The organism is Salinicola corii (assembly GCF_008298015.1).
Lineage (GTDB): Bacteria > Pseudomonadota > Gammaproteobacteria > Pseudomonadales > Halomonadaceae > Salinicola > Salinicola corii.
This window is the reverse complement of the sequence record NZ_VTPX01000001.1, coordinates 644,107-668,499: the sequence shown is the minus strand read 5'-3', so window position 1 is coordinate 668,499 and position 24,393 is coordinate 644,107. Positions and strand designations below refer to the sequence as shown.

Sequence of the window (24,393 nt, the reverse complement as noted above, 5' to 3'; positions counted from 1 at the left end):
CCACGAGTCGGCGTGCAACGGGGGTCGGTCGTGGCTGGCCCCGTGAAAACGAGTCAGCCGCCACGATTCTACTGGACAGGATGGCGCGTTAGCGTCACTCGTGCCAGTCGCATTCGCGCCCCGCCAGTGCCGAACGACGAGTCGATCCGCGCCGGATGCCGCTCACGAATTCGAAGCGAGCGCACTCACCACCACTGGGACCATAGTGTCACTCCTACGGCCACCACGATGGCGATACCGCTTAGCCATTGACCGTTCAGACGCTGGGGCTCGCGATGGACATGACGCAATCCCAGCCACGCCAGCACGATAGCCACCGCTCCCACTGCCGGCGTATAGCGCCCTGCGCCCACCCCGGCGACGGCTACCACGAAAGCGGCCAGTGCCCAGTGCGAAAGTACCTTGCGCCGAGTCTTGCCGTTGACGTCACGGGTGGTACTGGCACCTCGCTGGGCCTCGGGGCGATTAAAAACCTGAATGGCCCGACCGCCGCGGAGTTCGAAGCGCACTGGCGTTCCGGCGCTCGGCAGGCCGCGACCGCGCCATTGGGAGAAGTCGAAGGCATAGCGCTTGCCATCGTTGCACTCGATCTCTCCGACCTGCGCTTCATCGTCGAAATGGGAAAGGCGACCGTCCATCCTGCTGTCCTTGCGGCTATCCATATGGAACCGGTTATCGGGAGCCCGAGCGGGGTCAGGCAAAACGGTCCTCAGCGACCGTTGACCAGCATCAAAAACTCCTGGCGCGTGGTCTGATTCTTGCGGAAGCTGCCCAACATCACCGATGTCTTCATGCTGGAGTTCTGCTTTTCAACCCCCCGCATCATCATGCACATGTGCTGGGCCTCGATCACCACGCCAACACCGCGCGCCTGGGTCACCTGCATCACCGCTTCTGCGATCTGTCGGGTCAGATGTTCCTGAATCTGCAGTCGACGCGCGTACATGTCGACGATTCGCGCGAATTTCGACAGCCCCAGCACTTTTCCCTGGGGCAGATAGGCAATATGGCACTTGCCGATGAAAGGCAGCACGTGGTGCTCGCACATCGAGTACATCTCGATATCCTTCACCAGCACCATTTCGTCGGTGTCGGAAGCGAAAACCGCACCGTTGACCAGTTCCTCCAGCGATTGGCTGTAACCCTGGGTCAGGAACTGCATCGCCTTGGCGGCACGCATCGGGGTGTCGCGCAGGCCTTCACGCTGGGGATCCTCCCCCAGCTTTTCCAGAATGCCGTGATAATGGCCTGCCAGTTGCTCTGTCATGTTGCTGCCTTGTCTATCGTTATCATCGATCGAACACGCTCGCCACCGCGACCGCTCCGGCCCCACTCTCGGTGAGGGCCGATTCTAGCGAAACTGCACCGGCATCACTATCTCGGCACCGACTCATGACGGGTTCAGGCGAGCCAGCGCGGCGAGTCGAGTGCCACACGCTGCTGCTCCAGATCACGGATATGCTGATCCCAGTAACCGCTCTCCGCGACGTAGGGAAATGCCCGGGGGAAGGCGGGGTCCTCCCAGCGCGCCGTTACCCAGGCGCTATGGCGAATCAGGCGCAGCGTGCGCAGCGTCTCGATCCAATCGAGCTGGCGCCGATCGAACTCCCGGGTCATCTCGTAGCCTTCGATGATCTCGGACAACTGCATCTGCCACTCCCCCGGCGACTGCGCGGTCAGCAGCATCCAGAGATCCTGTACCGCCGGCGCCATCAGGCAGTCATCGAAATCGACCAGAGAGAACCGTTCGTCCCGTCCCAGCATGTTGCCGAGGTGGCAATCGCCGTGAACCCGCTGGAGCGCACTCTCGGGCCAGGCGTGCTCCGCCAGCAGCGGCACCAGGGCGTCGATGACCTGGCCATAAAGGCGCCGTTGTCGCGCATCCAGCCAGCGAGCCTCGAGGACGCGGCGTCGGCTTTCGTCGACCATGACGTTCAGGTCGAGTCGCAGGCGATGACGGAAAGGCTGGCGGGCACCGATCTCGTGAACTCGGCCGATCAGCTCGCCGAGCGCAAACAGATGGGAGGGATTTTCGAGTTCCGGCGCCTGGCCGACCACATGCGCAAACAGCGCGAAGCGAAAACCCTCGAAATGATGCAGGGTGTTGCCCTCGGCGCTTTCCCACGGGGCGCCGACCGCCACCGACGCCGCGGCAAGCGCCTGGAGGAAAGCGTGCTCTTCGAGTATCTGCTCGTCGCTCCATCGCTCCGGGCGATAGAATTTCACCACCCAGCGACGGCGGTCGTCATCGGTCAATGAATAGACGCGGTTCTCGTAGCTGTTGAGGGCGAACGGCTCGCCTGGCAGCCAGAACCCCAGAGACTCGACGGCCTCGACCACTCGCTGTGGCGTCAGTGTCTCGAACGGATGCAGGGAAACGGCGCTCATACGAACCTCGGCTAGCAGCGGCAGGCTTGCGCGCATGCTATCAGATTCGCGCCGACGGCGTGCGGGCGAAAGCCACCGCTGTCACCCGCTCTGCGCCGGCGTCTCGACAAGCCTTGGCCAGCGAATCCAGCGTGGCGCCGGTCGTCATGACATCATCGACGATCGTGACCGCTGCTGGCAGCGATCGATTGACGACGAACGCGCGTTTCACGTTGCGGCGGCGAGAAAGTCGATCCAATCCCCGCTGGGAAGGCGTCTCCCGCACCCGCTCGGCCACGATCACCGGTAGCGCCAATCTTGCTGCCAGGCGTCTGGTCAACCAGGCGGTGTGATCGAACCCGCATTCCCGCGTGCGCTCATGTTGCCCCGGCACTCCGATCATGGCCGCCCCCAGCTCGGGAGCGTGATCCAGCGATGCCAGCATCAGCTGTACCAACACCTCTCCTGCCCGAGGATCCGCCGCAAACTTGTAGCGTTGAACCAGGCGCGTCACCCGCGACTCGTAGCGCAGCGGTACCCATGACGACGTCTGCGCCGGTCGACGTTTCAGGCATCGCCCACACTGGCGCGGGCGAAGCGTCCCGACGTGCGCGGTCGGCAGCGGCTCGGCGCAGAGCTCACAGGCGCCGTGATTCCAGGGCATGTCGGCGAAACAGTCGGGGCACCAGGACTGCCCGCCCTCGGCGGCGACACTGCAAAAGGCGCAGTAACCCGGCAACGCTCTTTTGAGTTGCGTGTTGAACCCGTTCAGTGACCTGCGGGTCAGCGGCCACATGAGTTCCAGGCATCGCAGCATCGACTCTTCCTCGCCCCGTTCAGTCATCATGTCGACCACGACGGTGAAAACTGAAGCGGTAGCGAGCGCTGACCGATGCGCAGGGCGCAACGATTGACATCGATGAAGGCGACAGTACAATAAGCGCGCCTGCCAGAATGCGGATGTGGTGGAATTGGTAGACACGCTAGATTTAGGTTCTAGTGCCGAAAGGTGTGGGAGTTCGAGTCTCCCCATCCGCACCATCGAATTCCTGCCGTATTAATAACCTATCGTTCCCGAAGCCGGGTCGGCAGCCCTCCGGACTTCCAAGGACGATTCAGCCGTCGAGTTGACAGATGGGCGTGCTACTGCCTGCCGGGATCGCAGAAACGCCAATGTAAGCGAGAACCATAGCCGGCGATATAACCCAGTTTGTATCACAGACGGTATCTAACTTGCCTCGGGGCCCGGAAACACGAAAGGCGGGCCTCTAGGCCCGCCCTTGCATCAACCGCTGAACCCGGGCGTCCTGCCTTATATCTTCGTCATCCTGACGGAACGAGTTCACGGTAACGCTTGAGCCCTGCTTTCATCTCCCTGAATCCAACGGGCCGACAGTGTTCCTTGACTGTGGCTCCGACTCAGCTCTTGCATCCTTGGCTCCATCCACGGGTGCAGTGAGTCAGCTAACGAATAAAAATTATACAAGGGTTTTCCATCGGTCAAGCATTTCAAAAGAATGGGCTGTCGAAGGTTGGCAATCGAGATTGAAGAAGAAAACCGACGGAAGGACGCCGGTTTTCCCGAGACACTTGCCACCCCCCGCGTCATGAACCTCAATGCCGGTGGCGAAAGAGGCCGCATAACACTGCTGACGGTCATGCGCCGATACTTCCCGCGCTCTTGAGCCTGTCGGCTCGTTCCTTAGCCCATGCCACTAACCAACGCGAAGCGTACATCCCTTGGTCACGTCCCTGCAGCAGCCTTCACAGAAAGAATCGCGCAAATGTTAGATCAATACATTACAAACGGCAAAGCCAAGTATAGATTGGTTTCAGTTACTGACACGGAATGCGGCCCGATGCGACCGTCCACCGCCACGGTTTCGGCATGTCGACGATAGCGCCAAACAAAAGGGCATATAAATTATTTTTCTTATTACCTATTTCAGAATTGCGCTATTCTATCTCCAGATTGAGCGCGTCCAAAGGCGACGTTCCCACAACCTTCTCAAGGAATCTCTTCGCTCATGACAACACGATCGATTGCAATGGCGTCTCTCCGACAGGCCACATTGGCTCTCGCGCTAGGGCTCACCGCATCGCTGGGTGCAACCTTGGCACAGGCCGACACCTTGAGAGTGGGCATGTCGGGAGGGTACTACCCTTTCACCTACGTCGAGCGCGACGAACTCAAGGGGTTCGAGGTCGACCTCATGAACGCGATCGGTGAGATCACCGGCGACGACGTCGAGTTCGTGACCGCCAGCTTCTCCGGCCTGGCCGGTATGCTGGACTCCAACCGAATCGATACCATCGCCAATCAGATCACCATCACGCCGGAGCGCCGGAAGAAGTATCTTTTCAGCCAGCCCTATGTCTATGACGGTGCCCAGGTGGTGGTTCGCAAAGGCAACGACGCCATTCATGGGGTCGAGGATCTCAAGGGCAAGACGGTCGCGGTGAACCTCGGTTCCAACTACGAGCAGTTGCTGAATGAGCTGCCGTATGCCGATGACATCGATATCAAGACGTATGACTCCAACATCGAGCAGGACGTCGCCCTGGGCCGCGCCGATGCCTTCGTCATGGACCGTGTGAGCGCCACGCAGGTGATCAAGGACAAGCCGTTGCCGCTGCAACTGGCCGGGCAGCCCTTCTCCCGCATCGAGAATGCCTATCCGTTCCGCGACGACGAGGCGGGCAAGGCGATGAAGAGCAGAATCGACGACGCGCTCGCCAAGTTGCGTGACAACGGCAAGTTGAGCGACATTTCGGAGAAGTGGTTCGGGTCCGACATTACCCAGCCCTGATCGCCGTTTCGCTTCGATGGCCCATGGCGCTGATCGGCGCCATGGGCCTTTCCGTTATCTGAGGTCGCCAAGCGCGGAGCGCCAAGCACTATGCACGCACTCGATTTCGACTACATGCTGGGCCTGGTGCCCATTCTTCTAGGCTACCTGCCCCTCACACTGGAGATGGCCGCCGCAGGCATGGCCTGTGCGCTGATACTGGCCTGCCTTCTGGCGGTCATTCGCGTGACCCGGCTTCCCGGCCTCAACGCTTTCGCCCTTCTCTTCATCTCCTTCTTCCGCGGCACGCCACTGCTGGTGCAACTGTTCCTGTTCTACTATGGGCTCCCTCAGGTGCTGACCTTTCTGGTGGCGATCAACGGCATCACCGCCACGATTCTCGGTCTGACGCTCCACTTCTCCGCCTATATGGCGGAGTCGATCCGAGCGGCTATCGTGGGGATCGATCGTAGCCAGACCGAAGCCGCGCTATCGATCGGCATGACGCGGGCGCAACTGATGCGTCGAATCGTGCTGCCCCAGGCAACCCGGGTGGCAACGCCGACGTTGATGAACTACTTCATTGACATGATCAAGTCGACCTCGCTGGCCTTCACGCTCGGCGTCACCGAGCTGATGGGTGCCACCCAGAAGGAAGCCGCCGGCAGCTTTCTCTACTTCGAGGCTTTTCTGGTCGTGGCGGTCATCTACTGGATCGTGGTCGAGGCACTCTCGTGGGTGCAGAAATGGCTGGAACAACGACTCAACCGGGCTTATCAGCGATGATCGAACTCAAGGGCATCCGCAAGCAATTCGGCAGTCACGTCGTCTTCGACGATATCGATCTTCATCTCGAGCGCGGCGAGATCATCGTGATCGTCGGGCCCTCGGGCACCGGCAAATCCACGCTGCTGCGCTGCATCAATTTCCTGGAGACGCCCGATGCCGGCCAGTTGACCATCGGCGATCTCAGCCTCGATGCCACGAGCGCGACGCGTGAACAGATCCTGGCCCTGCGGCGGCGTACCGCCTTCGTGTTTCAGAACTATGCTCTCTTCGCCAACAAGACCGCACTGCAGAACATTGCCGAAGGCATGATCGTGGTCGATGGCATTGCCAAGCGCGAGGCGTACGCCAGGGCGAGGGAAATTCTCGAGCGGATCGGACTGGCCGACAAGGCCGACGCCTACCCTGCCGCTCTATCCGGCGGGCAACAACAGCGCGTGGGTATCGGTCGAGCCATGGCAGCCAATGCAGAGGTCATCCTGTTCGATGAACCGACATCCTCGCTGGATCCGCAGTGGGTGGAAGAGGTGCTAGGCCTGATGAAACAACTCGCGGCGGAGCACCAGACCATGATCGTCGTCACTCACGAGATGCAGTTCGCTCGCGAGGTCGCCGATCGGGTGGTGTTCATGGATCAGGGTCGCATCATCGAGCAAGCGCCGCCCGCCGAGCTGTTCAGCCATCCCAAGGACGAGCGTACGCAGCAGTTTCTGCGCAAGATCCTGGCAGCGAACGTCGTCTAACCGACCACCGTATGACTCTCCTCGCGCCGTCTCGAACCGGGGCAGGATATCGCCGGTTCTGTCGGGGCCAGACGCTCGCCTAGCTGTGTCTCCATCGACGCCAACCAAGCGTAACGCTTGCGATATTGGCTGCGCTTGCGCGAGGCGATCTCCTCGATCGACCGTCGCCCATCATCCAGTCCCAGGCGAAACCAGCCATCGGCGGAGGCCTTGCCGCCAAAACCCGCGACCAGCGCGTCCAGATCAAAGCGACGCTTGGCAGCGGTCCGCTTTCGCGCCCGATAGACATGATGCGCGTTGTCCACCGTGACCAAACCCGCCACTCCCCAGATTCGCGCCAACATCAATAGCGCCTCGAGCATGAAAGCCTGAGGACGCAGTCCGTGATATTGACGGGCAAACGCCTTGATCCAATCAGCCTGGTCGCGATTTCCCTGCAGGGTCCCCAGGCACAACGAGGCGGTGCCGCCCGGGTCGCTCATCAGCGAAAAGGCCGCACTATATAGACGCTTGCCACTCAAGCCATCGAGCAGCATCAGCATGAGTTCACCCTCGCGATCGTGCAGCCCCCTGTAGCCAAGCACGAAATCGACGGCCTGATCGCCGACGGTCAGGCGCATTAGCGGCAAGCCAATCCCGTCCAGAACGCTTGCGGAGAGTGAGTCGCCGAGATACTGCCGCTGCAGCGCGTAGTGCCCGAGGAGATGCTCCAGGCGTTGGCGCGCCGTGTAACGCGTAGTGATATAAGTCCGAAATGGCTTTACCAACAGGGTTCGGCGTCTGGCAACGGCTGCCTGCAACAATTGATCGGCATCGAGCCCAACCATCAATTCTCGATAGAGCCGAGTCTGTATCAACATTCGCCCCCAGAGCTTGAGACGCATCCTGCGCTCTCGTTTTTCGGGATAGGCATGCAGCGACGCCTCGTATGGGGTCATAGACGACCAGTGATGACAGAAGACAGGTGACATTTGATCTGCTCGTAACCAATGCCAGGGCATCGGACAGGATTAGGAAACAGTGATTCTTAAAGACAAATTAAGTTACCGCACTAACTATTACCTGTCATTCCGGAATTGGTTCCCTCGGCCCCACGCAACGCCTTCAACGACTGGCTCCTGGGCACCGCTGCGGTCGGCCTGATCGCTTACGGTGGATACTGTTTCATCAACGCCGGCTATCGCCGGATCAGGCCCCCGCAGAACGGGACCTGACCGACCCGCTTGCGGCGTCGGGGACAACTAGACCACCGGACGCAGCGCACAAAAAAGACCGCCGTAGCGGTCTCAAACGATCGATACCCTATCTCGAAAGGACGAGACGACTTGTCGTCGACACGAACTCTGGTTTCGACTTCTGGCGGTGCCTCCGTATTGAAGGGTTCACCACTGACGAAATCCTTGCCAGCAGCACCTTCCTGGTCGCTCCACTCATGGAGGCGCCATTATCCATCGTGGGCCGCATGGCAGCGGTGTTGCCCTTTTCTGGGGGGTGTTACCTGATCGGTGCTGTTTTAGGTGCACTGCCGCCCATGGCAGTTATGGCCGCCTATCCCCATGTACGCCGATGTCCTGAAAACGGGTGTAGAGCCCCATACGGCTTCAACCCAGCAAGAGCGCCCCACCCGCAGCGGCGATGGCGGCACCGATACCGCGCAACCAGCGGCTGTCGCGCTGCATCAACCAGTTGCCTACCAGACGGCCGACCACCGTGATAGCAACGCTGGCGATGACAAAGCCAACGGCGTAGAGCGCCGCCGATGCCCCGGGAGCCAGCTCGCTACCGTGAGCATGGCCATGCAACAGGATGAAGGCAAAGACCAGGGTGCCCCCGACCGCGGTGGGCAGCTTGACCAGACAGGCCAGCATCACGCCCGCCAGCAGGACGCTGGAGGCGATACCGAATTCGACACCGAGTAGCGGCACGCCAGCCCAGGCCAGCCCTGCCCCCGCGACCATGCCCAGCGCAATCAGCAGCGGCATGGCGCGGCGCAGCGTCGAGGACTGGCGGCAGCTCCACAAGCCGATAGCCAGCATGGCGAGCAGGTGGTCGAGTCCCGATAGCGGATGCATCAATCCGGCCAGGAAGCTGCCCCCATGAGTATGCGGCAGCGCGCCGGGGTGAGCCATGGCCGCCGAGGCGACCAACAGCATGAACGGCGCGGACAGCCAGGCCAGGCAACGAGCCGGGAGAGTTGATGCGGTCATGACGAATCTCCTTGAATTGAATGTAAAACGAGAAATCAGTTGGCGCTCAGCAGCGCCTGGTCCTGGATGGCGCGACGCGCATCGCCGCGCCGCTCGGGCAACATGCCACGGTCGAGAATGAAACGAACGATGGTTTCGGCACCGATGCCGTCATGCAGATTGGCGAAGACGAAGGGCCGTTCACCGCGCATCTTCTTGGCGTCACGCTCCATGACGTCGAGCGAGGCGTGGACGTAGTCGGCAATGTCGATCTTGTTGATGATCAGCAGGTCGGACTTGGTAATCCCCGGCCCGCCCTTGCGCGGAATCTTATCGCCGGCGGAAACATCGATCACGTAAAGTGTCAGATCCGACAGTTCGGGACTGAAGGTGGCGGCCAGGTTATCGCCGCCGGACTCCACCAGAACCAGCTCCAGCGCCGGATGGCGCGCATGAAGGTCGTCGATCGCTGCCAGATTCATCGAGGCGTCCTCGCGAATCGCCGTATGCGGGCAGCCCCCGGTTTCCACGCCAATGATACGATCCGCGGCCAGCGCATCGTGCCGAAGCAGAAAATCGGCGTCCTCGCGGGTGTAAATGTCGTTGGTCACCACCGCGATCTCGTAATGGTCGCGCAATGCCAGACAGAGCTGCTTGAGCAGCGCCGTCTTTCCCGACCCTACCGGACCACCGACGCCCACGCGTAAGCAGTGCTTCATCGTACTCACCTCCTCCTTGCCAACCCTCAACTGCGGAACAGCCGCGAATATTGTGTTTCGTGTAGTGCACTCGCCAGTGCCAAACCCGGCAGCACCGGTCCCAACTCGGCATCTGTCAATACGTTGGCGGCGCTGACGGCCGTGGCCAGTTCGGGCCGCAGCCGCTCGATGAGCCGCTGTGCCGCTGTCTGCCCCAGCGGGAGAGTCTTGCACGCCGCCGCGAGCTGGTTCTCGAGCCATGCCCAGGCAAAGCCGAGCTGGGCATCGCCGACGACGACCCCGCGCCGGTGGGCCATCCAGGCGAAAAGCGTGACGTAGGCGGGCCGCGGCGGTAGCCAGCCGGAGGCCGGCAACACCTTCAGGTCGCCCAATAGCCGAGCCAGTGCCTGCCCCAGACGCAGATCCTCATCCGCCAGTTCGGCGGTCTCGCGATTAGCCTGGAGCCAGTCATTCCAGTGCTGCAGCGCTTCTCGATCCTCGTTCGCCCAGGCCTGCTGAAGCCTGGCCAGAACCGGCAGTTCGCACACTGTCAGGCCATCCTGCAGAACACCGGCCAGCCACTCTCGCAAGCTCTGCTCGTCACTCACCCAACCCAGTTCGATGGCGCTCTCCAGCCCCTGGGACCAGGCAAAGGCACCGATCGGCAGGGCCGGACTGACCAGTTGCATCAACCCCATCAGGGCCAGCGGGTCGCGTGTCGACTCGACCATCACCCATTAATGCTCATGCTTGTGGCCCTGTCGCCAGGAACGGTGATGCTGAAAATCGTATACCTGAGCGTGACCTTCCGCGGAACCGTGATGGTGGTCATGCCCATGTCCATGGCCCAGCCCTTCGGCGTAGGCCCCTGGTTCGGGGTCGAATGGCGCCTTGTGGCGCTCCAGCGTCGCACCCAATCGTGCGGCCAACGCCTCGAGAACGTGATCCGGCGGGAAGCGTACCCAGCCAGTCTCCTCGTCTTCGCCGATCGCCAGCTGTACGTGACGGTTACCCAGGTGGTAGCAGAGCCTGGCCAGCGCCAGACCAGAAGGGATCAATGCCGTCACGACGGGCTCGGCGGCGGCGCGAATCTCGACGACTTCCCCGGTCTCCGCGCGCAGCAACGCACCGTCGCGAAGCACCGGTCCGCGATCCAGAAAGAGCCCGATGTCGCGGCCGCTGTCGCTGACGGCCTTCAGTCTTCCCCGCATTCGCAGTTCGAACGGTAGCGTCACGCTATCGACAGCGACGGCATCGGATGTCGCCTCCAGCCGCTCAATCAATTTCCACATGTCTGTCTGCCTCATGATGGCCGATACGGGGCTCGGGATGACCTTGAAATAGATAACCGAAAACTAGCCCGGCCGGCGGATGAATAGTCGAATCAAAATAGATGATAACGCTGAGCCAGCGGCAGCTCGGTCGCCGGCTCGCAGCTCAGCAGTTCGCCATCGGCGTGCACTTCGTAGGTCTGCGGATCGACGGTCAGCTGCGGACAGGCGTCGTTGAGCTTCATGTCTTTCTTGCGAACGCCACGCACCTGCCTGACCGCCGAGAGTTCGCTCTCCAGTCCCAGTCGCGCCTTGATACCGACATCCAGTGCCGCCTGGCTGACGAAACTGAAGCGGGTCGCGCTGGCGGCCTTGCCGAACGCCCCGAACATCGGCCGGTAGTGGACCGGCTGCGGCGTCGGGATCGAGGCGTTGGCGTCGCCCATCGGCGCCGCCGCGATCATGCCGCCCTTGACGATCAATGCCGGCTTGACCCCAAAGAATACCGGACTCCACAGTACCAGATCGGCCAGCTTGCCAACCTCCACCGATCCGACCTCGTGAGCGATGCCGTGAGTCAGCGCCGGGTTGATGGTGTACTTGGCGATATAGCGACGCGCGCGGAAATTGTCCGCCCCCAGCGCTTCGTCTTCCGGCAGCAGGCCGCGCTGTACCTTCATCTTGTGTGCGGTCTGCCAGGTGCGGCAGACCACCTCGCCGACGCGCCCCATGGCCTGGGAGTCCGACGCGATCATCGAGATTACGCCCATATCATGCAGGATGTCTTCCGCGGCGATGGTCTCGCGGCGGATGCGTGAATCGGCAAAGGCCACGTCTTCCGGAATGTTTGGGTCGAGGTGATGGCACACCATCAGCATGTCGAGATGCTCATCGATGGTGTTGACGGTGTAGGGCCGGGTCGGGTTGGTCGACGATGGCAACACGTAATCCTTCGAGCAGGCAGTGATGATGTCCGGGGCGTGGCCGCCGCCCGCGCCTTCGGTGTGATAGGTATGGATGCCGCGCTCCTTGAACGCGGCGATCGTGTCCTCGACGAAACCGGACTCGTTGAGCGTATCGGTATGGATCGCGACCTGGATGTCGTACCGCTCCGCCACACTCAGGCAATTGTCGATCGACGCCGGCGTGGTGCCCCAGTCCTCGTGCAGCTTGAGCCCGATCGCCCCGGCCACGATCTGCGCCTCCAGCGCCTCGGGCAGGCTGGCATTGCCCTTGCCGAGCAGGCCGATGTTCATAGGCAGCGTGTCGATCGCCTGCAGCATCTTGCCCAGATGCCACTCGCCCGGCGTGCAGGTCGTGGCGTTGGTGCCTGTCGCCGGACCGGTGCCGCCGCCCAGCATCGTTGTGACACCGCTCATCAGCGCTTCCTCGACCTGCTGCGGGCAGATGAAGTGAATGTGCGCGTCGATGCCGCCAGCGGTGAGGATCTTGCCCTCCCCCGCGATGATCTCCGTGCCCGGCCCGATGACAATATCGACGCCCGGTTGCACGTCGGGATTGCCGGCCTTGCCGATCGCCGCGATCCGGCCCTTCTGCAGGCCGACATCCGCCTTGACCACACCCCACCAGTCGAGAATCAGGGCGTTGGTGATGACGGTATCCATGACCGAGCCATCGTGACGCTGACTCTGGCCCATGCCGTCACGAATGACCTTTCCGCCACCGAACTTGACCTCGTCGCCATAGACCGTCGCGTCGCGCTCCACCTCGATCCACAGCTCGGTATCGCCCAGGCGCACACGATCGCCGACCGTGGGGCCGTACATGTCCGCGTACGCCTGCCGGGTGATCTTGACCATTAGTTCGCTCCCCCCCCGTGATTCTCGGCACCATCCAGCGCACCCATGACATCGCCACGGAAACCGTAGACCCTTCGCTCGCCCACGTAGGGCACCAGCGTCACCTCGCGACTCTGACCTGGCTCGAAGCGGATCGCCGAACCGGCGGGCACGTCGAGACGATAGCCGCGCGCGGCGACGCGGTCGAAGACCAGCGCCGGATTGGTCTCGGCAAAGTGATAGTGGGAGCCGACCTGCACCGGCCGGTCGCCGGTATTGGCCACCGCCACCGTGATCGTCTCGAGGCCGGCATTGAGCTCGATCTCGCCATCCTGAATCTGCGTTTCACCGGGAATCATCGATTTTCCCTTGTCATAGGTTGTTCATCGTATGAGCGACGCGTGGGCTGCCAATTGCCACTTTCCGACCCGACGCGAGAAGGTCAGGGCCGGCGGCAAGCGTCGAAGAGCGCAACTGGCACGGCCTGACCGGGCACAGCCACGTCAGACGATAGGATCGTGGACCGTCACCAACTTCGTCCCATCCGGGAACGTCGCCTCGACCTGCACTTCGTGGATCATCTCGGCAACCCCTTCCATGACGTCTTCTCGAGTCAGTATCTCGCGCCCGTAACCCATCAGGTCGGCCACGCTCCTGCCATCCCGCGCGCCTTCCAGAATCTCGAAACTGATCAGTGCCATCGCTTCCGGATAGTTGAGCTTGAGCCCGCGGGCGCGCCGCCGCTCGGCCAACTGGGCGGCACTGAACAGCAGCAGCTTATCTTTGTCTCTCGGGGTCAATTCCATCGCGACTGCTCCCTGGTGTTTCGCGTTTTTCAATGTTCAGCCGTTCGAGCTTCAAGCTACGAAAGCGCCACCGGCTTCGGGGCGCTGTAAAGAGACGCTACGAAACTCGATTGTCACGTCCGCCAGATGCGCGGCTCGCAAGCGGCGCGCCCGGCAAGCAACGGCCTGAGCGCGTGCCAGGCAGCGCAGCATAGGGCCCAGGCTTCATTGCGAGAACCGCCCAGGTAACGCAACAGCAGCACGTCATGACGCTGCGTCACCGCCCAGCTCGGATTCGCCGGCAACGCCGCTCTGACGGTCGTCACCGCCGCCCCGGGGTCCGGCAGGCCCGCCGCCCACAGTGTGGCCTGCACCGTCGCCTCGCCCTGCCCCCAGCGGCCGACAAAGCGCGGGTGCACCGGATCCAGCGGCTGACGCTCGAGCCATAGCGGTCGGCCATCCCGGGTCAATTGGAAGCGCTGCTCGATGCGGCCGCTCTCGAACGGGAGATGGCTCGCCGGGCGCCCCAGCGCCATGATTTCCCACCCCAGGCAGCGCGCCTCCCCGTGCAAGGCGATCTCAGTACGCTGTTCGCCCCGCGAGCCATCGAAGGCGATGGTCTCCTGGGGTAGCCACTCGAGGATGCCACCATCCTCGACCTCGAGCCGATTGGTCTGCGACCAGACCACGCCGTAACTGTCCGCCCGATAGAGCTTGGTCGCCGCAGGCGTGGTCAGCACCGCATGCGCCGATGCCTCGACGTTCACGCCGATCTTCAGGGCATCGCCGCTGACCAGCCCACCCGGCGGATGCAGCAGGTAGACGTGACAGGGGTCGGCCAGATCGATCTGGCGCTGCTCCGGGTAGAACGGCCGCTGGACGCGCAAGGGGCCATGATGCCGGGCCCGGATCAGGCGCGTCCGCGTCGCCTCGGCCGCACCGGAAAGACGCGCCGCGAACACCAACGACAGCGAGGCCTCCCAACGACGCCCGGCATCGAAGCGATGCCCGGAATCTCCCGCACTCATCGCACCCTCACGCCGCAACGGAGATGACGTTGCTGCCGTCATACCGTCAGGTGTCGCTTGATCAGATCGTCGCTCAATGACGCAATCTCTCCCTCGGCCACTTTCTGTCCGCGATCCATGATCACGAAGGCGTCGGCGTATTTTCGCGCGAACGGCAATTTCTGCTCGACCAGCAGCACCGTCAGGCCATCCTCGCGGTTCAGTTTGCGAATGACCTCCCCGATCTGGGCAACGATATTGGGTTGAATGCCCTCGCCGGGCTCATCGAGAATCAACAGTCTCGGGTCGAGCACCAGCGCCCGGCCAATCGCCAACTGCTGCTGCTGCCCACCGGAAAGGTCCCCGCCTCGACGATAGCGCATCTCCTTGAGTACCGGAAACAGCTCGTAGATACGCTCGGGGATCTTATGGACGCGCTTCTCCTGGCCGCGAACCCGCCGCGACGGCAGCCCGATCTTCAGGTTTTCCTCCACGCTCAGGGTGGCGAATATCTGACGCCCCTGAGGCACGTAGCCGATACCCAAGCCGGCCCGCGCTTCCGGGCGGCGCTTGAGCAGTTCCTCGCCATCGAAGCGAATCTCCCCGCCGCGCACGGCCACCTCGCCCATGATCGCCTTGAGCAGGGTCGTCTTGCCGACGCCGTTGCGCCCCATCACGCAGGTACAGCGGCCAGCGGGCACCTCCAGCGACAGGTCGCGCAGAATATGGCTTTCGCCGTAGTACTGATTCAGGTTTTCCACGCTCAGCATCAGGCCGCCTCCTCGTCGCCGCCGAGATAGACCTCGACCACCCGCGGATCGCTCGACACGTCGTCCATGGTGCCCTCTGCCAGCACGCTGCCCTGATGGAGCACCGTGACCTGCCGCGCGATCGAACGCACGAACCCCATGTCATGCTCGACGACCACCACCGATTGCTGGCCGGCGAGCCGGGTCAGCAGCGCGGCGGTACGATGCATTTCCGGCTCGGTCATGCCCGCCACCGGTTCGTCCACCAGCAGCAGACGCGGTCGCTGCATCAGCAGCATGCCGATTTCCAGCCACTGCTTTTGACCATGCGAGAGCACGCCGGCCAGGCGGTAGCGCTCCCCGCTCAAACCGATCGTCTCGAGCACCTCGTCGATCCGCGCCTGCCCCTCGTGGTCTAGCCTCGCCAGCAGCGTCTTCCAGACCCGCCGTTCCCCGGCCATCGCCAGTTCCAGGTTTTCGGTCACGTCGAGTGCCTCGAACACCGTGGGCTTCTGGAACTTGCGGCCAATTCCCAGATTGGCGATCTGCGGTTCATCCAGCGTCAGCAGATTGTGGCGGCTGCCGAACCAGACCTGCCCGTGATCCGGCCGGGTCTTGCCGGTGATGATGTCCATCATCGTCGTCTTGCCGGCCCCGTTGGGGCCGATGATGCAGCGCAGCTCGCCGTCATCGATGGTCAGGTTGAGCCGATTGATGGCCTGAAAGCCGTCGAAGCTGACGCTGACGTCCTCGAGATAGAGAATCGGCCCATGGCGCACATCCACCGGCGACTGCGCCGGCGCCATGAAATCGAACACGCGGTCCGGACGGGCGAATTCCCGCAACCTGTCGAAGCGAGTGCTATCGATCACGCTCATGCGCTCACCTCCTGTCGATCCTGCTTTTCGCCATCGCGACGCTTCCCGCGCCAGGTCGAGATCACGCCGGCAATACCCTGCGGCAGCAACATCGTGACCAGCACGAACAGGCCACCGAGAATGAACAACCAGGCATCCGGCATCACCCCGGTCAGCACCGTTTTCAGATAGTTGACCACCAGGGCACCGAGCAGCGCACCGTAGAGCGTCGCCCGGCCGCCCAGCGCGACCCACACCACCACCTCGATCGAGAACAGCGGCGCGAAGGTACTGGGATTGATGATGCCCACCTGGGGAACATAGAGCGCACCGGCCACCCCGGCGATCATCGCCGAGACCACGAACAGCGCCAGCTTGACGTGGTCGACCCGGTAGCCGATGAAGCGCACCCGCGCCTCGGCATCGCGGGTCGCCACGCTGACCCGCCCAAGGCGTGACACGGTGATCGCCTGGCATAGCCAGAACGCCAGCAGCACGGCCATGCCGGATGCCACGAACAGCGCCACGGTCATGCCCTCGCTCGCGAGCGAAAAGCCCAGCAGCTCATAGAAACGCGTCAGCCCGGTACTGCCACCCATGCCCATCTCGTTACGGTTGAACGCCAGCATCAGCGCGAAGGTCAGCGCCTGGGTGATGATCGAGAAGTAGACGCCGGTGACTCGGGAGCGGAAGGCCAGCCAGCCGAATACCAGCGCCAGCAAACCCGGCGCCAGCAGGACCGCCAGCGCCGCCACGGGGAAGTAGGTCATGATCGACTGCCAGCCCGGTAGCGGTGAGGTCTGCGCGTTGAGATAGAGCCCCATCGCATAGCCGCCCAGGGCAAAGAACGCGCCATGCCCCAGGCTGAGGATGCCGAGATAGCCCCAGATGAGATCCACCGCCAGCGCCAGCAGCATGTAGGTGAAATACTTGCCAAGCAGCGATACCGTCGCATTGCTGACGTGCCAGGCGCTCGATTCCGGCAAGGCGTTCAATACCAGCACCACGAGCATGCCGACGATTAGCACCAGGCTGGTCAACAGCGTCGAGCGGGACAGAAACGCCTGACGCGACCGATCACGTTCGTGCAGGAAGGTTTGGGTCGTCATGAGGTCCGCCCCTTGGGTGCGAAGATGCCCTGCGGACGCTTCTGGATGAACAGGATCACGCCAACCAGCACGATGATCTTGGCCAGTACCGCGCCGACCCAGGGCTGCAGCACCTGATTGATCACGCCGAGAGACATGCCGGCCACCAGCGTTCCCCACAGGTTGCCGACCCCGCCGAAGACCACGACCAGGAAGGAGTCGACGATATAGCTCTGGCCCAGGTTGGGGCCGACATTGGTCAACTGGGACAGGGCGACCCCCGCCAGCCCAGCGACCCCGGCGCCCAGGCCGAACGTCAGCATGTCGACCCGGGTGGCACGTACGCCCATGGCGCGGGCCATCGCCCGGTTCTGGGTTACCGCACGCACCTCCAGCCCCAGTCGGGTATAGCGCATCAGCGCCCACAGGCCGGCAAAGACCGCCAGACAGAACAGCAGTACCGCCAGTCGGTTGAGGGTCAACGACAGCGCCTCGTTGATCTGCCACGCCCCTTGCAGCCAGTCCGGCGAGGTCACCCGACGATTGAGCGGCGAGAACACGCTGCGCACCAGCTGTTGCAGGATCAGGCTGAGGCCGAAGGTGGCCAACAGCGTCTCCAGCGGACGGCCTTTCAGGAAGCGGATCACGGTGCGCTCGATCAACACGCCGAACGCACCGGCGACCAGAAAGCCGCCGGGAATGGCCAGCGCCAGCGCCAGCCCCGGTTGCCCCGGTAGCGCCTGCTGGATCATCCAGGTGGTATAGGCGCCGATCATGATCAGCTCGCCATGGGCCATGTTGATCACGCCCATGACGCCGAAGGTGATCGCCAGACCGATCGCCGCCAGCACCAGAATCGAACCGGCACTGAGGCCGAAGAACAGCGTCTGTGCACGGTCGTACCAGGCGCGCTTGCTCTCGATGCCGCCAAGGACCGACTGCGCCTCGGCGGCAAGCTCGGAATCGCCGGCGGCGATCGAGCTCAACGTGTTGCGCACCCGCGTATCGAGATTGCCGCGCAGGGTGCCGAGCGCCTCGATGTCGCCCTGCTGGACATCGTAGAGCGCCAGCGCGACATCGAGCTGGTCGCGGACGGCATCGCTCTCTTCGTCGTCGCGCATCCCGCGCACACGATCGGCGTTGCCGGCCGTGACCTCTCCGACCAAGCGCTGCGCTGCCGACAGCCGAGAGGCTTCATCGCCAGCGTTGAGGGAGAGCGAGGCCAGCAATCCCTCGATGCGAGTACGCAGATCGTTGTTGATCTTGAACGCCTCGACCGTGCGACGCGTGCCGGTACCGGCATCCTCGAACGTGATGGCATCGATGATCGGCCACTCGCGGCCGCTATCATCGGTGATGATATAGAAACGCTCGCCGCGGCGCTCCTTGCCCAGGCGGCCGTCGAGTAGCGCCTGCAGCCAGCGGGTCTTCTGCTCGGCGGCGCTCTCGGCGATCGCCTGGGCGGCGTCGCCCTTGTCCTCGAAGCTGCGCGTGTCGAGCGCTTCCAGCAGCGCTCGTGGCTCTTCTTCTGCCTGCGCCTGGGGCTCGCCTGGGGCGGCCGAGGCCGCCGAACCGATACCCAGACCGCAGGCCAGCAACAGGCACAGCAGCATGGAATGGGTCAGCAGGCGCGTCAGAAAGCGGCCTGCCGAGTGTTGAATCTTGGTCATTTTCGTTCCTCGACACCGCCCTTTCGGTGCGGCGTCCGCCCCAGGTTCTGCTCGATGCCGCCGACGCCCGCTGGGCGCCGGCGGCCTGGCTTCATTCGGCGCCCGGGCCGTCTTCGCAGGTCATCGACTCGACGTCGAGCTTGCCGCAGCGCAGCGGTGCTCTCCAGTCACTGATCAGGTTCTTGGAACCCGGCAGGTAGTCCGACCAGGCATCACCGGCAACCGTCGTCGGCGTCTGCCAGACCACGCTGAACTGCCCGTCGTCCTGGATCTCGCCGATCATCACCGGCTTGGTGATGTGGTGGTTGGGCATCATGGTAGAGGCACCACCCGAGAGGTTGGGCACGGTCACGCCGATGATCGAATCCTTGACCGCGTCGACATCGGTGGTCCCGGCTTTCTCGACTGCCTGGGTCCACATGTTGAAGCCGATGTAGTGCGCCTCCATTGGATCGTTGGTCACCGCCTCGTCATTGCCGGTGTAGGCGACCCAGTCGTCGATGAAGTCATAGTTGGCATCGCTGTCGACGCTCATGAAATAGTTCCACGCCGCCATGTGGCCGACCAGCGGTGCGGTATCGATACCGGTCAGCTCCTGCTCGCCCACAGAGAACGCGACGACGGGAATGTCGCCCGCCGAGATGCCCTGGTTGGCGAGTTCGTTGTAGAACGGCACGTTGGCATCGCCGTTGATGGTCGAGACGACGGCGGTCTTCTTGCCCTGGCTGCCGAAATCCTTGACCTGGGAGACGATCGACTGCCAGTCGCTGAAACCGAACGGCGTGTAGTTGATCATGATGTCGTCGTCGGCGACGCCATTTGCCTTGAGATAGGCTTCGAGGATCTTGTTGGTGGTGCGCGGGTAGACGTAGTCGGTGCCCAACAGCGCCCAGCGCTCGACGCCCTGGCTCATCAAGTAGTCGACGGCCGGAATTGCCTGCTGATTGGGCGCAGCGCCGGTGTAGAAGATGTTCTCGGAGGACTCCTCGCCTTCGTACTGCACCGGGTAGAACAGCAGCCCGTTGAGCTCCTCTACCACCGGCAGCACCGCCTTGCGAGAGGCCGACGTCCAGTTGCCGAAGATGACGTCGACGTGATCGTCGCCGGTCAACATGTCGCGCGCCTGTTCGGCGTAGAGCGACCAGTCCGATGCCGGGTCCATCACCACCGGCTCAAGCTGGCGGCCGAGCAGACCGCCGGCTTCGTTCTGCTTGTCGATCAACATCAGCATTTCGTCCTTGAGCGTCGACTCGCTGATGGCCATGGTGCCTGAAAGCGAATGCAGAATGCCGACACGTATCGGGCCTTCATCCTGCGCCATGGCGGCATGGCCGAAACCGGTGAGTGCCAGTGCCAGCCCGGAGCCGGCAATCCACTTGCGGAGGGGTATTGTTGTCATCGGATTCTCCTGGTCATGATCCCTGATGATCGAGATCCGGTCTCAGGCGTGGATCTCGACTGGAGAACCCGATGCATTTTTCGTGCCTTGATGGATGATTGCGAGAATCTTGTATACAAAAATCTAAAAAGGTAGCCAAAATTCGACGAAACGGCCGTTATTGGTGCACGAAACAATCGTTCACCGACCGTCTTATTGCTTTACTGGTGCAACCTTCGCCATCACAGACGAAGCAATGCACCACAATGGATATGAAAACGCGTCCACGGAAGGTGAATGCACCACAAAAGCACATGGGTGTTTCAGCTAATCAGGCGCGCTCGCCACAGCTCCCTCAAAAATACGATGCGTCGAGCGCCATCAGCCCAGACGGCCCGGCGGCGATCTGGCGCTCCAACGCTTCGACATGCGGTAACTGGCGGGTCAGGAAATGATGCCCCACTATCAACTTCGCTCGATAGAAATCATCACCGGATGGCCCCTGCTGGGCCAGACCTCGCTGCGCCGCGCGAGACGCTTTCCACCACATCCAGGTATAAACCGCATAGCCCAACAGGTGTAGGTAGTCATGGGCTGCCGCGCCCGGCGCTGCCGCATTCGCTCTGGCGGCCTCGATCACGGCGTCGCTGACTCGCTCGAGCCGGGTCAGCTCGCTCTCGAGCGCCTCCCGGAACGGACGTAATTCCGGCGTATCGATATCATCATCATCGAGATCCGCCCTGACCCGCTCGGCAAGGCGCTCGACGTAGGCCCCCTGGTTTCGCGTCAGCTTGCGGCCAATCAGATCCATGGCTTGAATGCCATTGGTACCTTCGTAAATCATCGCGATTCGCGCATCGCGCACGAACTGCTCGGCGCCCCATTCGACACAGTAGCCGCTGCCGCCGTAGACCTGCTGTGCCTCCACCGTGGTCGCAAAGCCCCGATCAGTCAGAAATGCCTTGGCTACCGGGGTGAGCAGTGCGACCAAATCCCCGGCCTCCCCGCGCACTTGGTCATCAGGATGATATTTGGCCCGATCGAGTTCACGGGCAACGAAGGCGGCAAACAGTCGCCCGCCTTCGTTCCAGGCACGAGCGTTGAGTGCCATGCGCCGCACGTCCGGATGGACCAGGATCGGATCGGCGGCCTGATCGGGCTCGGCAGCAGCACCCGGCGCGCGGCTCTGACGCCGCTCGCGGGCAAAGGCAATGGCGCTCTGATAGGCGACGTCGCCCAATCCAAGCCCCTGAATGCCGATCGAGAGCCGCTCGTAGTTCATCATCGTGAACATCGCTGCCAGGCCCTGATGGGGCTCGCCGATCAGGATTCCCTCGGCACCTTCGAAATGCATCACGCAGGTCGCGCTGCCCTTGATCCCCATCTTGTGCTCGAGTCCACCACAAATAACGCCGTTCGGCTCCCCCAACGAACCGTCGTCCAGTACCCGGCGTTTAGGCACCAGGAACAGCGAGATGCCCTTGGCGCCCGAGGGCGCATCCGGCAGCTTGGCCAGCACCAGATGAACGATGTTCTCGGTCAGGTCATGCTCCCCGCCGGTGATCCAGATCTTGCTGCCGGTGACCGCGTAACGGCCGTTATCGTTGGGCACGGCTCGAGTCCTGATCAATCCGAGATCGGTGCCGCAGTGCGGCTCGGTCAGGCACATGGTGCCCAACCAGTCGCCGGCGTATAGCCGTGGCAAATAGCGGGACTTGACCGCGTCGTCGGCGTAAGCGTCGAGCAGCAGCCCAGCACCGTTGTTGAGCGCCAGATACAACGCGAAGCCGGTGTTGCTGGCGTAGAGCAATTCGTCAAAGGCCTGGGTCAGCAGTTTCGGCAGGCCCTGTCCGCCATAGGCAGGATTGCCGCCGAGGCCGCACCATCCCCCCCGCGCCATCTCTACAAAGGCTTGGCGAAACCCGCCCGGTGTGGTCACCGCGCCGCCCGACATCACGCAGCCCTCGGCGTCTCCACGCGGATTGAGCGGAAACAGCTCTGCTTCGGCCAGACGAGCGGCTTCCTCGAGGACGGCATCGGCGAGCTCGGCGTTGAAATCGACAGTCGCCGGCATGGCCTGCCACTCCTGCTCAGCCTGAAACACTTCTTCACGGACGAACCGCATGTCCACGAGCGGCGCGCGATAGTCAGCCATTCGAACCCTCCCGGAGATTCAAACATTCGTTTAAATACAACTACGACTATAGGCGACAACAGCAGTGCGTTTCACTCTGACCTTGGTCTATCCCTCACGTCGTCGTCAGAACAGGATCGGGAATCGAAAGCCGCTATCATCGCGATATCGGTCGCGACCAGCGGCGAAGAACTGCCGGATTCTTGCCGAGACGGTTGGAAGCACCGACTTGATTCAGGATAATTGGGAAACTTGCGTGTTCCCGCGGATACGCCAGACTGTGTGCTCTGCCTGGACCGGGTGGGCACGTGCTGACACGACGCCCGAACGACGCAAGGGAGCGCAAGGGAATCGTCGCCACGCGAGTGCGACCTCGAACTGACTCATCAAAGAATGGAGACGGCTAGTGGCTCAAGACGCCAACAATCAGCCGGATGCGCCGCAGGAAGGCATACCGGCACCAGAGGGTCCCGCCAATCTCATCGATACTGATTATGTGATTGGCCAGGACAATATTCAGACCAATAAATTTGGTCTCAACGTCGATCTGCATGGCAAGGTCTTTTCGGTCTCGTCTCTGCTTATCCTGTTCTTCGTCATCATCACGCTGGCGCTACCGGATCAGATGGGCCCAATCTTCAACGGGGCGAAGAGCTTCCTGACCGACAACTTGAGCTGGCTGTTCCTGTTTGCCGCCAACATCTTCGTTCTGCTCTCCGTCGTGCTGATCTTCACACCGCTGGGCAGGGTGAGAATCGGTGGCCTGCACGCCAAGCCTGACTTCAGCTACGCAGGCTGGTTCGCCATGCTGTTCGCGGCGGGCATGGGTATCGGACTGATGTTCTACGGCGTCTCCGAGCCCATAACCCATTACGGTACTTCAGTGACAGGTGACTCCTGGGCGCCGTTGGGCGGTGCCCAAGGCGATCAGGCCGCCTCGCAATCGCTGGCGATGGCTTCCACCATCTTCCACTGGGGACTGCACCCGTGGGGCATCTACGCGGTCGTCGCCCTGTCGCTGGCGCTATTCTCCTTCAACAAGGGCCTGCCGCTGACCATGCGCTCGATCTTCTACCCGATCCTGGGTGAACGGATCTGGGGTTGGCCGGGCCATGTGATCGACATCCTGGCCGTACTGGCGACGCTGTTCGGCCTGGCGACCTCGCTCGGTTTCGGTGCCTCGCAGGCGTCTGCCGGGCTCAACTTCCTGTTCGGTATTCCCAACACCGATGTGACCATGGTGCTGCTGATCATCGGCATCACGCTCATCGCGCTCATGTCGGTCATGCTGGGTGTCGACAAGGGCGTACAACGCCTGTCGCAGATCAACATGGCCCTCGCGTTCCTGCTGCTGCTGTTCGTGATCTTCGTTGGTCCGACGCTGCTGATCGCCACCGGTTTCGTGGAGAATCTGGGATCCTACCTGAAGAACCTGCCGGCGCTCTCCAACCCGTTTGGCCGTGAAGACAGCGACTTCGTGCATGGCTGGACTGCCTTCTACTGGGCCTGGTGGATCTCCTGGTCACCGTTCGTCGGCATGTTCATCGCTCGTGTCAGCCGTGGCCGCACCGTTCGTGAGTTCCTGATCGCGGTACTACTGGTGCCGACCATCGTTTCCGTGCTGTGGATGACCGCTTTCGGCGACACCGCGATCGACCAGCTCGTCAGCCAGGGTTACGAAGGTGTCAAGAACGCCGACCTGCCGTTGCAGTTGTTCACCATGTTGAGCCAGTTGCCGCTGACGTCGATCACCTCGTTCGTCGGCATCGTTCTGGTCATGGTGTTCTTCATCACCTCGTCGGACTCCGGTTCACTGGTCATCGACTCGATCACCGCCGGCGGCAAGGTCGATGCACCGACACCACAGCGCGTGTTCTGGGCTCTGATCGAAGGTGCCATAGCCATCGCGTTGCTGCTGGGCGGAGGCCTGGGGGCACTTCAGGCAGCCGTCATCACCACGGGCCTGCCGTTCACGATCGTCCTTCTGGCAGCGTGCTACGCCATCATTCAGGGGTTGCGATCCGAGCCTCGCGGCTGACGACCTCGTTCTAAACGGCGGATCATGAAAGCGGGCGGCTCAGAGAGT

At 62.4% G+C, this 24,393-nt stretch carries 24 protein-coding genes and 1 tRNA gene; 6 read left to right on the top strand and 19 right to left on the bottom strand.

What is annotated here, in order from left to right; genetic code table 11:
- Positions 1-185: 185 nt before the first annotated feature.
- The 4 genes from F0A16_RS03125 to F0A16_RS03110 all read right to left on the bottom strand — a co-directional run bounded on the left by F0A16_RS03125 (position 186) and on the right by F0A16_RS03110 (position 3,214).
- Entirely contained in the window at positions 186-638 is a 453-nt protein-coding gene (locus tag F0A16_RS03125) for a hypothetical protein (protein WP_149433910.1), read from the bottom strand.
- 71 nt (positions 639-709) lie between these two features.
- On the bottom strand, positions 710-1,267 hold the full coding sequence (gene folE, locus F0A16_RS03120) for a GTP cyclohydrolase I FolE (RefSeq protein ID WP_149433909.1): 558 nt from the start codon (positions 1,265-1,267) through the stop codon (positions 710-712).
- Between the two features lie 134 nt (positions 1,268-1,401).
- Positions 1,402-2,388, bottom strand: a complete 987-nt coding sequence (locus tag F0A16_RS03115) for a serine/threonine protein kinase (protein WP_149433908.1) — start codon at positions 2,386-2,388, stop codon at positions 1,402-1,404.
- Between the two features lie 40 nt (positions 2,389-2,428).
- Positions 2,429-3,214: a ComF family protein gene (locus tag F0A16_RS03110; protein ID WP_239023684.1), complete on the bottom strand. Its 786-nt coding sequence runs from the start codon at positions 3,212-3,214 to the stop codon at positions 2,429-2,431.
- Positions 3,215-3,323: 109 nt separating this feature from the next.
- Here F0A16_RS03110 and F0A16_RS03105 point away from each other — a divergent pair.
- The 4 genes from F0A16_RS03105 to F0A16_RS03090 all read left to right on the top strand — a co-directional run bounded on the left by F0A16_RS03105 (position 3,324) and on the right by F0A16_RS03090 (position 6,685).
- Positions 3,324-3,408: transfer RNA gene (locus F0A16_RS03105), tRNA-Leu, on the top strand.
- A 1,007-nt stretch (positions 3,409-4,415) separates the two neighbouring features.
- Positions 4,416-5,177, top strand: a complete 762-nt coding sequence (locus tag F0A16_RS03100) for an amino acid ABC transporter substrate-binding protein (RefSeq protein ID WP_149433907.1) — start codon at positions 4,416-4,418, stop codon at positions 5,175-5,177.
- A gap of 90 nt (positions 5,178-5,267) precedes the next feature.
- A complete protein-coding gene (locus F0A16_RS03095) occupies positions 5,268-5,942 on the top strand; it encodes an amino acid ABC transporter permease (RefSeq protein WP_149433906.1) in 675 nt (224 codons plus the stop codon).
- Entirely contained in the window at positions 5,939-6,685 is a 747-nt protein-coding gene (locus F0A16_RS03090; protein ID WP_149433905.1) for an amino acid ABC transporter ATP-binding protein, read from the top strand. The genes F0A16_RS03095 and F0A16_RS03090 overlap by 4 nt, the downstream gene beginning before the upstream one ends.
- Here F0A16_RS03090 and F0A16_RS03085 read toward each other — a convergent pair.
- A complete protein-coding gene (locus F0A16_RS03085; RefSeq protein WP_275401746.1) occupies positions 6,682-7,623 on the bottom strand; it encodes a VirK/YbjX family protein in 942 nt (313 codons plus the stop codon). The genes F0A16_RS03090 and F0A16_RS03085 overlap by 4 nt on opposite strands.
- A 138-nt stretch (positions 7,624-7,761) precedes the next feature.
- Here F0A16_RS03085 and F0A16_RS22175 point away from each other — a divergent pair, with 138 nt between their 5' ends.
- Positions 7,762-7,899 (top strand): DUF1206 domain-containing protein, encoded by a 138-nt coding sequence (locus tag F0A16_RS22175; protein WP_338100584.1) that lies wholly within the window; start codon positions 7,762-7,764, stop codon positions 7,897-7,899.
- Between the two features lie 387 nt (positions 7,900-8,286).
- Here F0A16_RS22175 and F0A16_RS03075 read toward each other — a convergent pair whose 3' ends face one another.
- The 14 genes from F0A16_RS03075 to F0A16_RS03010 all read right to left on the bottom strand — a co-directional run bounded on the left by F0A16_RS03075 (position 8,287) and on the right by F0A16_RS03010 (position 22,328).
- Complete coding sequence (locus F0A16_RS03075; RefSeq protein ID WP_149433903.1) at positions 8,287-8,892, bottom strand: HupE/UreJ family protein; 606 nt, start codon at positions 8,890-8,892, stop codon at positions 8,287-8,289.
- A gap of 35 nt (positions 8,893-8,927) precedes the next feature.
- The gene (gene ureG / locus F0A16_RS03070) at positions 8,928-9,590 is read right to left on the bottom strand and encodes an urease accessory protein UreG (RefSeq protein WP_149433902.1); all 663 of its coding nucleotides are present in this window, start codon (positions 9,588-9,590) and stop codon (positions 8,928-8,930) included.
- 26 nt (positions 9,591-9,616) lie between these two features.
- Positions 9,617-10,300 (bottom strand): urease accessory protein UreF, encoded by a 684-nt coding sequence (locus F0A16_RS03065; protein WP_149433901.1) that lies wholly within the window; start codon positions 10,298-10,300, stop codon positions 9,617-9,619.
- 6 nt (positions 10,301-10,306) lie between these two features.
- Positions 10,307-10,861, bottom strand: coding sequence for an urease accessory protein UreE (gene ureE, locus F0A16_RS03060; RefSeq protein WP_149433900.1), 555 nt, complete (start codon positions 10,859-10,861; stop codon positions 10,307-10,309).
- 92 nt (positions 10,862-10,953) lie between these two features.
- Positions 10,954-12,660 (bottom strand): urease subunit alpha, encoded by a 1,707-nt coding sequence (gene ureC, locus F0A16_RS03055; protein ID WP_149433899.1) that lies wholly within the window; start codon positions 12,658-12,660, stop codon positions 10,954-10,956.
- Positions 12,660-12,998 carry an urease subunit beta gene (locus F0A16_RS03050; RefSeq protein ID WP_149433898.1) on the bottom strand — a complete coding sequence of 113 codons (339 nt, stop codon included), beginning with the start codon at positions 12,996-12,998 and terminating at the stop codon, positions 12,660-12,662. The genes ureC and F0A16_RS03050 overlap by 1 nt, the downstream gene beginning before the upstream one ends.
- A 144-nt stretch (positions 12,999-13,142) precedes the next feature.
- Positions 13,143-13,445, bottom strand: coding sequence for an urease subunit gamma (locus tag F0A16_RS03045; protein ID WP_149433897.1), 303 nt, complete (start codon positions 13,443-13,445; stop codon positions 13,143-13,145).
- 113 nt (positions 13,446-13,558) lie between these two features.
- Positions 13,559-14,452, bottom strand: coding sequence for an urease accessory protein UreD (locus F0A16_RS03040; protein WP_149433896.1), 894 nt, complete (start codon positions 14,450-14,452; stop codon positions 13,559-13,561).
- Between the two features lie 38 nt (positions 14,453-14,490).
- Positions 14,491-15,201, bottom strand: a complete 711-nt coding sequence (gene urtE / locus F0A16_RS03035; RefSeq protein ID WP_149433895.1) for an urea ABC transporter ATP-binding subunit UrtE — start codon at positions 15,199-15,201, stop codon at positions 14,491-14,493.
- Positions 15,201-16,058 carry an urea ABC transporter ATP-binding protein UrtD gene (gene urtD / locus F0A16_RS03030; protein WP_149433894.1) on the bottom strand — a complete coding sequence of 286 codons (858 nt, stop codon included), beginning with the start codon at positions 16,056-16,058 and terminating at the stop codon, positions 15,201-15,203. The genes urtE and urtD overlap by 1 nt, the downstream gene beginning before the upstream one ends.
- On the bottom strand, positions 16,055-17,146 hold the full coding sequence (urtC, locus tag F0A16_RS03025; RefSeq protein ID WP_187775884.1) for an urea ABC transporter permease subunit UrtC: 1,092 nt from the start codon (positions 17,144-17,146) through the stop codon (positions 16,055-16,057). The genes urtD and urtC overlap by 4 nt, the downstream gene beginning before the upstream one ends.
- Positions 17,143-18,795: an urea ABC transporter permease subunit UrtB gene (urtB, locus tag F0A16_RS03020; RefSeq protein WP_239023683.1), complete on the bottom strand. Its 1,653-nt coding sequence runs from the start codon at positions 18,793-18,795 to the stop codon at positions 17,143-17,145. The genes urtC and urtB overlap by 4 nt, the downstream gene beginning before the upstream one ends.
- A 91-nt stretch (positions 18,796-18,886) precedes the next feature.
- Positions 18,887-20,116, bottom strand: a complete 1,230-nt coding sequence (urtA, locus tag F0A16_RS03015) for an urea ABC transporter substrate-binding protein (RefSeq protein WP_420853061.1) — start codon at positions 20,114-20,116, stop codon at positions 18,887-18,889.
- 412 nt (positions 20,117-20,528) lie between these two features.
- Positions 20,529-22,328, bottom strand: a complete 1,800-nt coding sequence (locus F0A16_RS03010; protein ID WP_149433892.1) for an acyl-CoA dehydrogenase C-terminal domain-containing protein — start codon at positions 22,326-22,328, stop codon at positions 20,529-20,531.
- 385 nt (positions 22,329-22,713) lie between these two features.
- On the opposite strand from F0A16_RS03010, the gene F0A16_RS03005 reads away from it, so the two are divergent.
- Positions 22,714-24,345 (top strand): BCCT family transporter, encoded by a 1,632-nt coding sequence (locus F0A16_RS03005; protein ID WP_149433891.1) that lies wholly within the window; start codon positions 22,714-22,716, stop codon positions 24,343-24,345.
- Positions 24,346-24,393 lie beyond the last annotated feature (48 nt).